This is a genomic window from Gordonia alkaliphila (assembly GCF_023017165.1).
GTDB classification, from domain to species: domain Bacteria; phylum Actinomycetota; class Actinomycetes; order Mycobacteriales; family Mycobacteriaceae; genus Gordonia; species Gordonia alkaliphila.
The window spans coordinates 2,047,237-2,060,591 of sequence record NZ_JALKBW010000001.1 but is presented as its reverse complement, the minus strand read 5'-3'; the positions used below and the strand labels follow the sequence as shown (position 1 = coordinate 2,060,591).

The window sequence follows — 13,355 nt, the reverse complement described above, 5'->3', positions numbered from 1 at the left end:
CGTCCGGCGATCAGGTGTCGCTGTCGTCGGACTTGCCGAGCGCCCGGAGCACGTACGGCCGGGCCATCTCGGCGAGGCAGATGACGACGGCCAGCGCGCCGAGGACCAGCGACAGCCAGTCCAGCCAGTTCGCCTCGTCGGCGCGCACGCCGTCGTAGCCGCGCACGGCGAACCACCCGCCGAGCAGCGCGAGGAGACCGTAGGCCACCAGCCGCCGCGGCTCGGAGATCCGGGTCGGCTGCTCGCCGGTCATCGTCCGGTGAACTTCGGCGGACGCTTCTCGGTCCGTGCGGCGCGCGCCTCCTGCAGGTCCTCGCTCAGCCAGGCCGCACGCATCGCCTGATCCCGCTCGGCGGGCGGCTGGTCCCGGGCGCCGTCCCCGGTCAGCACCAACTTGTAGTGCTGCAGGGTCAGCGGCGCGAACCCGGCGATGGTGGCCGCCCAGTGCTGGGCCTCGGCGAGGTCGCCGATCCGGTTGGCGAAGCCCAGGGTGTGGGCGCGATCGGCCGACAGCGGGTCGCAGCCGATGAGCATGCCGCGCGCCTGACCGCCGCCGACCAGCGATACGAGGCGGCGGATGGTCCACTCGTCCAGACCGACGCCGATCTTGGCGGCCGGGATACCGGCCAGCGCGGCCGGATCCATCACCCGCAGGTCGGCGGCCATCGCCAGCTGCAGGCCGGCGCCGAGGGCCGCGCCGTTCAGCGCCGCGATCACCGGCACCGGCGTGGTCTCGATCTGCTCCACGAGCGCCACCAGCTGCTCGATGAAACCGTGCTCGTACACCGGACCCGACAGGTCCGCGCCCGCACTGAAGACCTCGCCGCGACCGGTCAGCACGATCGCGCGGGCGCCCGAGGCGACCGCTTCGGTGAAGGCGACGGACAGCGCCTGCACCATCTGCTCGTTCAGGGCATTTCGCTTCTCCGGCCGCACCAATTCGATGGTGGTGACGGCCCCCACTGCGCTGCTCTCGATCATGCGGGAAGCGTACCCCGGGCCTGCCGACCCCCGCCGGTCGTGTGCAACCTTGACATTCTGTTGGGTTTACACAACACTTCGGCGCATGAGTGCAGCACGACGGGCGCAGCGACGTCCGATCTACAACCGCCTGGCGGTTCTGCGCGCCGAACGGAACCTGTCGCGCGCCCAGTTGGCCGAACTCGTCTCGATCAATGTGCAGTCCGTCGGCGCGCTCGAGCGCGGCGACAACTACCCCAGCCTGGATCTGGCCATGCGCATCTGCGAGGTCTTCGGCCTCCCTATCGAGGCAGTCTTCTCCCGCACCCCCTTTACCGCGATGTCCACCGAGCTGTACGGAGGCCCCACCGATGCCTGACCCGAACCTGACCATCCCCGCCGGCAGCATGCCCCGTTGGCTGGTGCGCTCCAACGACCGTCGGATCGCCACCTACGAGCGCCGCGCCGCGCGGTACAGCCACCGGTGGCCGGCGCTACGCACCCGGCGCACGCGTCGCGCCCTCGTGACACTCCTGATGCTCACCCTGTTGGTGGCCGTCGCGTCGTCGATCGCCACCTTCTGGCAATTGGCAGCGGCCACCCCGGTCTTTCTCATCGCGACGTTGGGCAGCCTGATCCCGCTGACCCTGATTCGGATCACCAACGACGCCGTCGCCGACGCTCCCGCTCAGGCGCTCGACGAGATCCAGCTGGCCCAGCGCAACGCCGCGCGCTCGCTGACCTACGTCCTGCTGATCCCGACGGGTATCGCGATCTTCCTCGTCACCAATTTCCTCGGCCACAGCGAGTACGTCGCCGGGGAGACCGTGACGGCCGTCGGCTGGCTGTTCGTCGCCGCCCTGCTCTCCCTGGCCTGCCTGCCGGACATCCTCCTGACCTGGTGGCTACCCGACGACGAGCAGGAGTGACTCGACACCGAACCACGACGCCCCTCGGGTGCGACATCCCCCCCCACCCATTCTTTCGGAGGCGAAACATGACCGACTCCCTGCACATCCATCGACTACAGAAGAATTACGGACCGCTCCGCGCCCTCGACGACGTCACTTTCTCCGTCGCCCCCGGCGAGATCTTCGGCTTCGTCGGCAGCAACGGCGCCGGCAAGTCCACCACCATGCGGATCATCTTGGGAGTCCTCGCCGCCGACTCCGGCGAGGTCCGCCTCGGCGCCGACCTCATCGACCTCGAACGACGACGCCGCATCGGCTACATGCCCGAGGAGCGCGGCCTGTATCCGAAGATGAAGGTGGGTCCGCAGCTGACCTACCTGGCCCGCCTGCACGGCATGAGCGCCGCCGCGGCCGAGACCTCGGCACGGACCTGGACCGAGCGCCTCGGCGTGGCGGCCCGCTTCGACGACGACGTGGCCGACTTGTCCCTCGGCAACCAGCAGCGTGTCCAGTTGGCCGCCGCACTGGTCCACGATCCCGACGTCCTGGTCCTCGACGAACCGTTCTCCGGACTGGACCCGGTGGCCGTCGACGTGATGAGCGATGTACTGAAAGACAAAGCGGCGCAAGGCGTCCCGATCCTCTTCTCGTCGCACCAGCTCGATCTGGTGGAGCGGCTGTGCGACCGGGTCGGCATCATCTCGGCGGGCAGCATCACCGCGCAGGGCAGCGTCGACGAGCTGCGCACCCGGGACGGCCAGATCCTGGAGATCGTCGGCCCACATCCGGACTCCCGGTGGGCCGACGGCCTGCCCGGTGTACTCGCCGCCGACTACGCCTCCGACGCCACCCGGCTGCGGGTGCACGACGACGTCGACGATCAGGCGATCCTGGCCGCCGCCCTGGCCCACGGACCGGTCCACCGGTTCGCCGCGAACCCGCCGTCCCTGACCGATCTGTTCCGAGAGCTGGTGTGACCACCATGAATCCCACTGTGACCACCATCGGCTTGATCGCCGGACGCGAGATCACCACCCGCGTGCGGGAGAAGTCTTTCCTGATCAGCACCGCGGTGCTGATGGTCGTGATCGTGGCCGGCACCATCGTCTGGTCGATCTTCGCCGGCAAGGAGAGCTCGGAGACCATCGGCATGGTGGGCGGCGACCCCGCCCTGTCCGCCGTCCTCGAGCAGACCGGCGAAGCCACCGGGACCACCGTCCGCGTGAAGCTGCTCCCCGATACGGCAGCCGCGCAGCAGCAGGTCCGCGACGGCGACGTCGACGCCGCCGTCCTGGTGGCCGACGGCCCGCGCTACACGCTGCTCTCAGAGAAGGAACTGGGCAGCACGCTCGACGGCGTCCTCCGCAGCGGTCTCGCGCAGTACCAGCTGGCCACGTCGCTGGCCGAACGCGGCGTCGACGTCGCCGACCTGACCGCTCCCGCCATCGACACGACCTACCTGGAACAGGTGGAAGCAGACACCGAGCAACGCCTCTCGGTGGCACTGATCGGCTCGATGCTGCTGATGATGGCGATCATGACCGGCGGACTGATGGTGGCCGTGGGCGTGGTGGAGGAGAAGACCTCCCGGATCGTCGAGATCCTGCTGTCGACGGTGCGCCCGCTCCATCTGCTGTGGGGCAAGATCCTCGGGATCGGCGTGATCTCGCTGGGCCAGGTGGTGGTGCTCGGTGCCACCGCGTTGATCGCGAGTACCGCGACCGGCCTGCTCACCGTCGCCGGGACGGCCGTGTCCATGTTCGTGGCCGTCATCGCCTGGTTCCTGCTGGGTTTCCTGTTCTTCGCCGCCCTCTACGCCGCTGTCGGCGCGATGGTCAGTCGACAGGAGGAGCTCAACGGCGCAGCGAGCCCGCTCACCATGCTCGCGATCCTGGTGCTCTACTCCGGGATCTTCGGCATTCAGGCGCTCGACAGCACCTGGATCCAGGTGCTCAGCTGGATTCCTCCGTTCAGCGCCATCCTGATGCCGATGCGCCTGGCAGTGGGCGACGCCTCGGCGATGACGATGGGCCTGAGCTTCCTCGTGATGATCGCGGTGTGCGCCGTCGTGATCTGGGTGTCCTCGCGGATCTACAGCCGCTCGGTGCTGCGCACGGGCAGTCGGACGAGCTGGTCGGAAGTGGCCGGCATGGTCGCCGGACGCTAAAGCACAGGAATCGGCGGGAACAGAAAACGACGGGAACAGAAAACGACGGGAACAGAAAACGACGGGAACAGAAAACGACTGCGGCGCACCGGGATTCCGGTGCGCCGCAGTCGTTGAAGTGCGTGAAGCGTCAGGCGCCGATCAGGTCGATGACGAAGATCAGCGTCTTGCCCGAGAGGCGGTGTCCGCCACCGGCGGGGCCGTAGGCCAGCTCCGGCGGGACCACGAGGCGACGGCGACCGCCGACCTTCATGCCCGGGATGCCTTCCTGCCAGCCCTGGATGAGGGCGCCCAGCGGGAAGTTGGCGCTCTGGCCGCGGTCCCAGGAGGAGTCGAACTCTTCGCCGGTGTCGTACTCGACGCCGACGTAGTGAACGTCGACCACGCCGCCCGGGACGGCCTCGGGGCCGTCGCCGACGATCAGATCGGTGATCTCCAGGCCGGCCGGGGCCGGGCCTTCGGGGAATTCGACTTCAGGCTTGGACGTCATGTCAGCGATCCTCCATCGGGACGTAGTCCCGCTCGGTGTAGCCGGTGTACAGCTGGCGCGGGCGGCCGATCTTGGTGGCCGGGTCCGCGTGCATCTCGCGCCAGTGGGCGATCCAGCCCGGCAGGCGGCCCAGTGCGAAGAGCACGGTGAACATGCGGGTCGGGAAGCCCATCGCCCGGTAGATCACGCCGGTGTAGAAGTCGACGTTCGGGTACAGGCGACGCTCCACGAAGTAGTCGTCGCTGAGCGCGACTTCCTCGAGGCCCTTGGCGATGTCGAGCAGCGGATCCTGCACGCCCAGCGAGGTGAGGATCTGATCGGCCGTCTGCTTGACGATGGCCGCACGCGGATCGTAGTTCTTGTAGACGCGGTGCCCGAAGCCCATGAGCTTCACGCCGTCTTCCTTGTTCTTGACCTTGCGCATGAAGGCCGCGGTGTCGCCGCCGGAGGCCTGGATCTCCTCGAGCATCTCCAGGACGGCCTGGTTGGCGCCGCCGTGCAGCGGGCCCCACAGTGCGTTGATGCCGGCCGAGACCGAGGTGAACAGGTTGGCCTGCGACGAACCGACCAGGCGCACGGTCGACGTGGAGCAGTTCTGCTCGTGATCGGCGTGCAGGATGAACAGCATGTCCAGCGCCTTGGCGATCTCCGGGTTCACCTCGTAGGGCTCGGCCGGGAAACCGAAGGTGAGTCGCAGGAAGTTCTCCACCAGGCTCAGCGAGTTGTCCGGGTACAGGAACGGCTGTCCCACGGACTTCTTGTAGGCGTAGGCCGCGATGGTCGGCAGCTTGGCCAGCATGCGGATGGTGGAGAGCTCGACCTGCTCGGGATCCTTGGGATCGAGCGAGTCCGGGTAGTACGCCGACAGGGCGTTCGCCGCGCTGGAGACCACCGGCATCGGATGGGCGTTGCGCGGGAAGCCGTCGAAGAAGCGCTTGAGATCCTCGTGCAGCAGCGTGTGCCGACGGATCTTGTTGGTGAACGCCTCCAGCTCGGTGGCGTTCGGCAGCTCGCCGTAAATCAGCAGGTAGCTGACCTCGATGAAGGTCGACTTGCCCGCGAGCTGGTCGATCGGAATGCCGCGGTAACGCAGGATTCCGGCGTCACCGTCGATGTAGGTGATGTCCGACTTGCAGGCGGCGGTGTTCACGAAACCGCCGTCGAACGTCGTCAGACCGGTCTTCGACAGGAAGGGACCGAGCGCGACCGAGTCGCTGCCTTCGGACGCCTTCAGGATCGGCAGATCGATCGAACCACCGGGGTACGTGAAGGTCCCGGTCACCTGATCGTCGGTCGTTGCTTTATCCGCGGACACACATACCCCTTTAACTCGCGGTCTGACCAGTTGTCTGGGTTACAAGCTAGTCTGCTGGCGCCGCTTCGGCCCAACTGAGGGTCCCTCAGGCAGGATCACAGGCGGTTCCCGTTTCGCGCACAGCCTACCCCCAGCCGGTAGCGTGATGTCATGCGAGAGCTTCCCGCGGGCGACGACGCAGTGGTGCTCGACTTCTCCACCACCGCCGACCCGACGGCCGCGAGCCGGGCGGCGCACACCCTCCGAGCAGCCATGGCAGCCGGGACCCTGAATATCAGCGATGCGGTCCCGACCGCGACCGCCGTACTGGTACAGGCCGAACCGGGGACCGGCTTGGACGTCCTGGCGGTACGCCGGATCCTGCACGCGGCGCCCCTCCCCGCGTCGTCGGCGGCACGCGCGGCCGACGCCCCCGTCGTGCACATCCCGGTGCGGTACGACGGCGCCGATCTCAACGACGTGGCCGCCGCCGTGGGCCTTGCGGCCGACGAGGTGATCGCCGCACACACCGCCATCGGATGGCGCGTGCAGTTCATGGGCTTCGCACCCGGTTTCGGCTATCTCGTCCCCGCCACCGGACCCGCCGCCGCGCGCGCGGTCTTCGCCGACCTGACCCGTCGCACACAGTCCCGCCCGGCCGTGCCCGCCGGCGCGGTGGCGGTGGCGGCCGGGTACAGCGCCGTGTATCCGCGCACCAGCCCGGGCGGCTGGTTCCTCTTGGGCCGCACCGACATTCACCTGTGGGACGTGGCGAGCGATCCGCCCGCGCTGCTCGCCGCGGGGACCACCGTGAGGTTCGAATGCGCGGACTGACCGTTCTCGCCACCGGGCCGCTGGCGACGTTCCAAGACCTCGGCCGCCCCGGCTACGCACACCTCGGCGTGCCCCGATCCGGGGCCGCCGACCGCGGCGCCCTGACCCAGGCCAACCGCCTCGTCGGCAACCGCGCCTCCGCGGTGACCGTCGAGACGACGATGGGCGGCTGGGCGGCCCGCGCCACCGGCTTCGTGGTGATCACGGTGACCGGCCCGCCGACCGACGTGACGATCGACGACCGCCGCGTCGGCAGCCACGCGGTGCACGGAGTGCGCCCCGGACAGACGATCGCCGTCGCGCCGCCCCGGCACGGTTGCCGGAACTACGTCGCCGTCCGCGGCGGGTTCGCGGCACCCCGGATGCTGGGCTCGTCGTCCACCGACACGCTGTCCGAGATCGGACCGCCGCCGCTGCGGATCGGCGACGAGCTCGTGGTCGACGCCGCCGCCGACGACTGGCCGCCGATCACCTTCGCCCCCGGCCCGCCGCCCTCGCCGCGCCGGCACGAACTCGACGTGCGCCCCGGCCCTCGACTCGCGGACCTGGCGGACCCGACCGCCCTCGGTCGTCTGCGGTGGATCGTCAACCCGGCGAGCAATCGGATCGGGGTACGCCTGGACCCCGACGGCGAGCACACGCTGGCCCTGCGCCCCGGGCTCGACCCACAGCCGTCCGAAGGCGTGCCGCTGGGCGCGGTCCAGGTGCCGCCGAGCGGGCAGCCGGTGCTGTTCCTGGCCGACCATCCGGTCACCGGCGGCTACCCGGTCGCCGCCGTGCTGACCGCCGCGTCGCTCGATCGGGCCGCCCAACTGGTGGCCGGCGACGTCGTCCGGTTGCGGCTGCGCTGATCACGCCGCACCGATCACGCTGCACTGATCACTCAGGGGCCCTCGGGTAGATCTACCGATGTCCGCACCCGGCGCACCGGGCAGCGTGGGAGGCACCCCTGCGGAAGGACCCCCGATGACCACGCTGCCACCGGCTTCGAGCCGCTGCCGTCGCCGTTCCCGCGGACGAGGTACCGCCCGTTCCCACCCGCCCCGTTCCACCCGGCCCGTCACAGGCCCACCGGTTGCTGGCCGCCGCCCGTCGACCCCGCCCGGCACCACCGTGTTCGCCGCGGCCTGGCTGGTCAACGCCCTCGCCCTGCTCGCGCAGATCGCGACGGTGATCCTGTTCTTCTACGCACTCAACGCCGCGCTGACCGAATCGGACATCGACAACGACACCTTCTTCTGGGCCGTGGCGGCTGGACTCGTGTGCCCGCTGCTGATCTTGATCGGCATCGGCCTCACCTCCTTCTCGGCGGCCCGGCACCATCGCCACCGCCCGGCGTGGAGCACCGCGCTGATCGTGTTCACCGTCGTCTGCGCGTCCCCGGCCTTCGTCGTCCTCAGCTTCCTCTTCATCCGCTAGTCGCTCCAGCCGCGGCACGATTGACACAAATGGTAGCTTCTGTGTCATGACTGAAGTGGCGCCCCTCTCCGCAGCACCCTCCGTCGACGTGCCGCCCGACGATGCAGCGCACGAAGAGGCACCCCGGGAACTCCTCGGCCCGGACTCGGCGACCTGGCGCAACTACGTCGACTGGCGCGGCATGCTGATCGGCCTGTGGTCGGGGTCGATGCAGAACATGCACCCCAAGCTCGCGGCCGGCGTCTGGGAGTACTCGGACTTCTTCGACGAGCGGTGGGAACGACTGCACCGCTCGCTCTACCCGATCAGCGGCGTGGTCTTCGACCGCACACCCGAGACCGGCAGACAGGTGCGCGACTACCACCTCACCATCAAGGGCACCATGCCCGACGGCTCGCGCTACCACGCCCTGGACCCGGATGTCTTCTACTGGGCGCACGCCACGTTCTGGTACGGCAACATCCGCTGCGCCGAAGCCTTCGGCACGCCGATCAGCGAGGCCGACAAGCGGCAGATGTTCGCCGAGTCGCGCACCTGGTACTCGATGTACGGCGTCAGCATGCGGCCCTGCCCGGACACCTACGAGGAGTTCCTCGAGTACTGGGACCACATGTGCCGCCACGTCCTGCGCGACCACGATGCGGTGCGGACGGTCCTGGACATCACGGTGCTCCCGCCGCCCCCGTGGATGCGCGGGTGGATGCCGCTGTGGCTGTGGCGCCGCCAGGTGCAGGTGATCCAGCGGATGTTCCTGTGGATCACCACCGGGCTGTACGACGAGCCGGTCCGCGAACTGCTCGGCCTCACCTGGACGGCGGCCGATCAACGCCGTTTCCGCCTGTTCGGCCGCGGCGTCAACGTCGCCATGCGGCTGCTGCCGTCGCGGTACCGGCTGCACCCGCGCCTGCGCGACGCCTACGACCGCATCAGCGGTCGCGTCCCCGAAGACGCCCCGCGCCTGGAGACGCCCGCGCGGAACCTGCCGTCGCCGGCGGAACGGGACAAGCCGATCCACTACTGCCCGGTGCACGCCCAGCGTCGTGCCCAGCTGCCGTGGCAGAGCAACGACGTCGACGACTGAGCGTCGAGCAGTACCGCGGTCAGCGTTCGACGACCGGCTCGCCCCGCGTGGTGACCCGGTAGCGCCAGAACAGCGGGAAGGCCAGCGCGGCGAGCACCGTCAACACCACGGTGAGCACGCCGCCGCCGGCGAAGGTGACCGCCGTGCCGACCATCGCCGCCGACGCACCGTGGGTGACGTCCGCGATGCGCGGGCCGCCGGCCACCACCACGATGAACACGCCCTGCAGTCGGCCGCGGACGTCGTCGTTGGCGGCGGCTTGCAGCATGGTCTGCCGGAACGCCGCCGACGCCATGTCCGCGGCGCCGCCGACCATCAGCGCCACCACCACGATCGGGAGCACCGGCAGCATGCTGCCGTTCGCGAAGAACAGCGCGCCACCGGCCACCGCGATGGACACGCCCCAGATCAGGATGGCGATCACCACCGCCCGGCCCTGCCGCTGCACCCGCGACACCCAGCCGGAGAACACGCCGCCGAGCACCGCGCCGAGCGGGATCGCGATGAACAGCAACGCGAACGCGATGCCGCCGTCGGTGGGGCCGCCGAAGCTCTCGTGCGCCACCTGCGGGAACAGCGCGCGCGGCATGCCGAAGATCATCGCGATCAGGTCCACCACGAACGAGGCCAGCAGTACCGGGTGGTGGCGCAGGTAGGCGAGGCCGTCGATCACCGACTTCAGTCCGGGAGTGGTCGGTTTCGCGCCGTCGGCCCGCTCGGGCACCAGCGACGGCAGCGCCAGCACCGCCCACAGGGTGGCCAGCAGCGAGACGGCGTCCACGAGGTACAGCAGGGAGAAGCCGAGGACCGGGATCAGCGACGCGCCCACCAGCGGTCCGGCGATGGCACCGGCCTGCATCACCGTCATGTTCAGCGAGTTCGCGGCCGGCAGCAGCTCGTCGTCGAGGATGCGCGGCAGCACCGCGGTCCGGGTGGCTGATTGACCGCGAAGAACGCCTGCTGCACGGCGAACAGTCCCAGCAGGAACCACACGTTGTTCCAGTCGGCGAAGGCCTGCAGCCAGAACAGCACGGCCGTGCCGATCAACCCGAGTGTGGTGACGATGAGGATCTTCCGGCGGTCGAAGACGTCGGCGAGCGAGCCGCCCCACAGCCCGAAGACCACCAGCGGCACCAGCCCGAACAGTCCGGTCAGTCCGACGTACGCGGAGCTGCCGGTGATCGCGTAGATCTGCGCGGGGACCGCGACGACGGTGAGTTGCGCACCGATGACGGTGACGATGTTGGCCCACCAGAGACGCCGGAAGTTGGCGACCGCGAGCGGTCGAGTGTCGGCGAAAATCCGCGCCATGGTCAGGGCTGCAGGCGCTGCACGGTCCAGCCGGTGCCCGTGTCCTCGGTGAGCACCCGGTTGTGCAGGCGATCGGCGCGCCCCTGCCAGAACTCGACGCTCACCGGCTCCAGTCGGTAGCCGCCCCAGTGCGGCGGCACCGGCACCGGGGTCTGGCCGTCGACGCCGCCGAACTCGGCGGCCACGGCCGCGGCCGCGGCGACGAGGTCGGCGCGCGAGCCGATCGGCTCGGACTGCTGCGAGGCGTACGCCGAGAGCTGCGAACCACGCGGACGCGCCTGCCAGTAGGCGAGTGTCTCGGCCGGATCGACCTTCACCACGCGGCCCCGGAAGTGGACCTGTCGTTCCATCGCGATCCACGGAAAGGTCACCGACGCAACGGGATTCGCGGCCAGTGCCCGTCCCTTGCGGGAGTCGTAGCCGGTGAAGAAGACCACGCCGTCGGCATCGGCGCCCTTGCACAGAACGGTGCGGGTGGCCGGGCGGCCGTCGGCGTCAACGGTGCCCAGCACCATCGCGTTGGGTTCGGGAATCTGCGCGGCCACCGCCTCGCCGAGCCAACGCTGGAACAGCGCCGGCCACGGCGGATCGCCGGTCAGCCACGTCGTATCGAGATGTTCGACGACGCCGTCCGCGCCGGTCGAATCGGCCGCGCCGTAACCGACCCGCATGCTCGGCAGGTCCAGATGCTCGCTCACCGCCCGAATCCTACTGCGCGTCCTACCGGGCGCATTTCTTCGGTGATCCGGCATACTGCTGACCGAACCGTCGACACAGCGCCTGGCCCGGGCATGCGAGGAGCAGGCACCATGACCTACCCGGACGACCGCACGCCCGAGTCCTCGGACCCGACCCCGCCGGTGGACCCGTACGCCGGCACCCAGATCGGCAACACGGCCCTTCCCGGCCAGCCGTACGATTCCCAGCCCGACGGCACCCAGTCCTATGGCGGCCCGGCGCCGGAGGCGCAGCAGTTCGGGAGTGAGCAGTTCGGGGGTCAGCCGTATGCAGGCCAGCCGTACGCGGCCCAGCCCTATCCGGGTCAGCCGTACGGGAGTCAGCAGTTCGGGGGTCAGCCTTTCCCGGGTGGCGCCTACCCGCCCGCACCGCAGGGGCCGACGAGTCGACCCGGCTCCGTGGTGAGCGCCGGCGCCATCCTGATCGTCCTCGGCGCACTGGGTCTGCTGGGCACCCTCTCCAGTCGTCTGATGGACACCGGCATCACGGTCGGTGACGGGGCCTACGTCCTCGGCTCGATCATCGGCACGATCATCTCGCTCGTCATCGTGGTGGCCGCCCTGGGCGCCGGTATCGCACTCTTGACTCAACGTTCCAACAACGTGCGCATCCTCGCGACGGTGATCGCCGCGCTGCTCGCCGTGACCTGCATCGGTCTCGTGGCGACCATCGCGGTGCCGATCCTGCTGTGGGCCACCGACTCGGCGAAGTCGTGGTTCGCCGACGCTCCGATCGGTACGCCGCCCGCGCAGTACTGACGCCCCCACCTCCGATCACCCGACTCCCCCGGATGCTCCGAGGAGTGGACGGATCCCGCTCCCGCCGTGGACGCCGCCCGGCGGGCGGAGGCAGGCGAACGGTCGTCGCCGATCCCCGACCTGCTGTCGCCTCGATCACGCCGTAAACTACTGTCCATGACCGATTCGCAGATCACGCTGCCCGCCGAACTCCTGCCCACCGACGGCCGTTTCGGCTGCGGCCCCTCCAAGGTCCGCCCGGCACAGTTGCAGGCGATCGTCGACGGCGGCGCCTCGATCATGGGCACCAGTCACCGTCAGGCCGCGGCGAAGAACGTGGTCGGCGACATCCGGTCCGGCCTCACCGACCTTTTCTCGCTGCCCGACGGCTACGAGGTGGTCCTCTCCAACGGCGGCACCACCGCTTTCTGGGATGCCGCCGCGTTCGGCCTGATCCGCGAGCGCGCCCTGAACCTGACCTACGGCGAGTTCTCGTCGAAGTTCGCCACCGTCTCCAAGAAGGCCCCCTTCCTGGCCGACCCGAAGGTGATCTCCACCGATCCGGGCACCGCGCCGGATCCGGCCGCGCTGACCGCCGCCGACTTCGAGGGCATCGACCTCGTGGGCTGGGCGCAGAACGAGACCTCCACCGGTGTGGCCGTGCCCGTGGTGCGCCCGGCCGCCGCCGGTGACGCCCTCGTGGCCATCGACGCCACCTCCGGTGCCGGCGGTCTGCCCGTCGACATCAGCGCCACCGACGTCTACTACTTCGCCCCGCAGAAGAGCTTCGCCTCCGACGGCGGCCTGTGGGTCGCCATCATGAGCCCGGCCGCGCTCGAGCGGGTCGCCGAGATCGGCGCCTCGGACCGCTGGTGCCCGGAGTTCCTGTCGCTGCCGACCGCCGTCGACAACAGCAGCAAGAACCAGACCTACAACACTCCGGCCGTGGCCTCGCTGATCATGTTCGCCGACCAGATCAAGTGGATGAACGCCAACGGCGGCCTCGACTGGTGCGTCGCGCGGACCGCGGACTCCAGCTCGCGCCTCTACGACTGGGCCGACGCCAGCTCCTTCGCCACCCCGTTCGCCGATCCGGCGCACCGCAGCCAGGTGGTCGGCACCATCGACTTCAACGACGACGTCGACGCCGCGGTCATCGCAAAGACCTTGCGTGCCAACGGCATCCTCGACACCGAGCCGTACCGCAAGCTGGGCCGCAACCAGCTCCGCATCGGCATGTTCCCCGCCATCGAGCCGGAGGACGTCTCCACCCTCACCGCGGCGATCGACTACATCGTCGAACGCCTCTGACGCGGACCCACGATGGACACAAGCGCAGGTCGCCCCGCACGGGGGGCGACCTGCGCTTGCTCGTCGTGTCCGCCGGTCAGGGCGACCGAGGTCGGCTAGGCT

15 protein-coding genes and 1 pseudogene are annotated in these 13,355 nt (G+C 69.6%); 10 read left to right on the top strand and 6 right to left on the bottom strand.

Features of this window, described 5'->3' with window-relative positions; genetic code table 11:
- Positions 1 to 10: 10 nt before the first annotated feature.
- Both MUG78_RS09295 and MUG78_RS09290 read right to left on the bottom strand, forming a co-directional pair.
- Positions 11 to 253 (bottom strand): hypothetical protein, encoded by a 243-nt coding sequence (locus MUG78_RS09295; protein WP_246994127.1) that lies wholly within the window; start codon positions 251 to 253, stop codon positions 11 to 13.
- A complete protein-coding gene (locus MUG78_RS09290; RefSeq protein ID WP_246994126.1) occupies positions 250 to 981 on the bottom strand; it encodes an enoyl-CoA hydratase in 732 nt (243 codons plus the stop codon). Before MUG78_RS09290 ends, MUG78_RS09295 begins: the two co-directional genes overlap by 4 nt.
- An 85-nt stretch (positions 982 to 1,066) precedes the next feature.
- Between MUG78_RS09290 and MUG78_RS09285 the strand changes: the two genes are divergently transcribed.
- The 4 genes from MUG78_RS09285 (at position 1,067) to MUG78_RS09270 (ending at position 4,038) form a co-directional block, all read left to right on the top strand.
- Positions 1,067 to 1,339 (top strand): helix-turn-helix transcriptional regulator, encoded by a 273-nt coding sequence (locus tag MUG78_RS09285; RefSeq protein WP_246994124.1) that lies wholly within the window; start codon positions 1,067 to 1,069, stop codon positions 1,337 to 1,339.
- The gene (locus MUG78_RS09280; RefSeq protein WP_246994122.1) at positions 1,332 to 1,889 is read left to right on the top strand and encodes a hypothetical protein; all 558 of its coding nucleotides are present in this window, start codon (positions 1,332 to 1,334) and stop codon (positions 1,887 to 1,889) included. The genes MUG78_RS09285 and MUG78_RS09280 overlap by 8 nt, the downstream gene beginning before the upstream one ends.
- Positions 1,890 to 1,957: 68 nt before the next feature.
- On the top strand, positions 1,958 to 2,848 hold the full coding sequence (locus MUG78_RS09275) for an ABC transporter ATP-binding protein (RefSeq protein WP_246994120.1): 891 nt from the start codon (positions 1,958 to 1,960) through the stop codon (positions 2,846 to 2,848).
- A 5-nt stretch (positions 2,849 to 2,853) separates the two neighbouring features.
- Entirely contained in the window at positions 2,854 to 4,038 is a 1,185-nt protein-coding gene (locus MUG78_RS09270) for an ABC transporter permease (protein WP_246994118.1), read from the top strand.
- 130 nt (positions 4,039 to 4,168) lie between these two features.
- On the opposite strand, the gene MUG78_RS09265 is transcribed toward MUG78_RS09270, so the two are convergent.
- Both MUG78_RS09265 and MUG78_RS09260 read right to left on the bottom strand, forming a co-directional pair.
- The gene (locus tag MUG78_RS09265) at positions 4,169 to 4,528 is read right to left on the bottom strand and encodes an FKBP-type peptidyl-prolyl cis-trans isomerase (RefSeq protein ID WP_246994116.1); all 360 of its coding nucleotides are present in this window, start codon (positions 4,526 to 4,528) and stop codon (positions 4,169 to 4,171) included.
- Position 4,529: 1 nt separating this feature from the next.
- Positions 4,530 to 5,843: a citrate synthase gene (locus tag MUG78_RS09260; protein WP_246994114.1), complete on the bottom strand. Its 1,314-nt coding sequence runs from the start codon at positions 5,841 to 5,843 to the stop codon at positions 4,530 to 4,532.
- 150 nt (positions 5,844 to 5,993) lie between these two features.
- Here MUG78_RS09260 and MUG78_RS09255 point away from each other — a divergent pair, with 150 nt between their 5' ends.
- The 4 genes from MUG78_RS09255 to MUG78_RS09240 all read left to right on the top strand — a co-directional run bounded on the left by MUG78_RS09255 (position 5,994) and on the right by MUG78_RS09240 (position 9,156).
- Positions 5,994 to 6,656, top strand: coding sequence for a 5-oxoprolinase subunit B family protein (locus tag MUG78_RS09255; RefSeq protein ID WP_246994112.1), 663 nt, complete (start codon positions 5,994 to 5,996; stop codon positions 6,654 to 6,656).
- Positions 6,644 to 7,507, top strand: a complete 864-nt coding sequence (locus MUG78_RS09250; protein ID WP_246994110.1) for a 5-oxoprolinase subunit C family protein — start codon at positions 6,644 to 6,646, stop codon at positions 7,505 to 7,507. The genes MUG78_RS09255 and MUG78_RS09250 overlap by 13 nt, the downstream gene beginning before the upstream one ends.
- Positions 7,508 to 7,622: 115 nt before the next feature.
- Positions 7,623 to 8,075 (top strand): hypothetical protein, encoded by a 453-nt coding sequence (locus tag MUG78_RS09245; protein WP_246994107.1) that lies wholly within the window; start codon positions 7,623 to 7,625, stop codon positions 8,073 to 8,075.
- 46 nt (positions 8,076 to 8,121) lie between these two features.
- Positions 8,122 to 9,156 (top strand): oxygenase MpaB family protein, encoded by a 1,035-nt coding sequence (locus MUG78_RS09240; protein WP_246994105.1) that lies wholly within the window; start codon positions 8,122 to 8,124, stop codon positions 9,154 to 9,156.
- Between the two features lie 19 nt (positions 9,157 to 9,175).
- Here MUG78_RS09240 and MUG78_RS09235 read toward each other — a convergent pair.
- Both MUG78_RS09235 and pdxH read right to left on the bottom strand, forming a co-directional pair.
- Positions 9,176 to 10,467: pseudogene (locus tag MUG78_RS09235) on the bottom strand (MFS transporter).
- A gap of 2 nt (positions 10,468 to 10,469) precedes the next feature.
- Positions 10,470 to 11,138 (bottom strand): pyridoxamine 5'-phosphate oxidase, encoded by a 669-nt coding sequence (gene pdxH, locus MUG78_RS09230; RefSeq protein ID WP_246996945.1) that lies wholly within the window; start codon positions 11,136 to 11,138, stop codon positions 10,470 to 10,472.
- 138 nt (positions 11,139 to 11,276) lie between these two features.
- On the opposite strand from pdxH, the gene MUG78_RS09225 reads away from it, so the two are divergent.
- Both MUG78_RS09225 and serC read left to right on the top strand, forming a co-directional pair.
- Positions 11,277 to 11,963 carry an SLC41A family transporter gene (locus MUG78_RS09225; RefSeq protein ID WP_246994101.1) on the top strand — a complete coding sequence of 229 codons (687 nt, stop codon included), beginning with the start codon at positions 11,277 to 11,279 and terminating at the stop codon, positions 11,961 to 11,963.
- A 156-nt stretch (positions 11,964 to 12,119) separates the two neighbouring features.
- Positions 12,120 to 13,253 (top strand): phosphoserine transaminase, encoded by a 1,134-nt coding sequence (serC, locus tag MUG78_RS09220; protein WP_246994100.1) that lies wholly within the window; start codon positions 12,120 to 12,122, stop codon positions 13,251 to 13,253.
- The last annotated feature ends 102 nt before the right edge of the window (positions 13,254 to 13,355 follow it).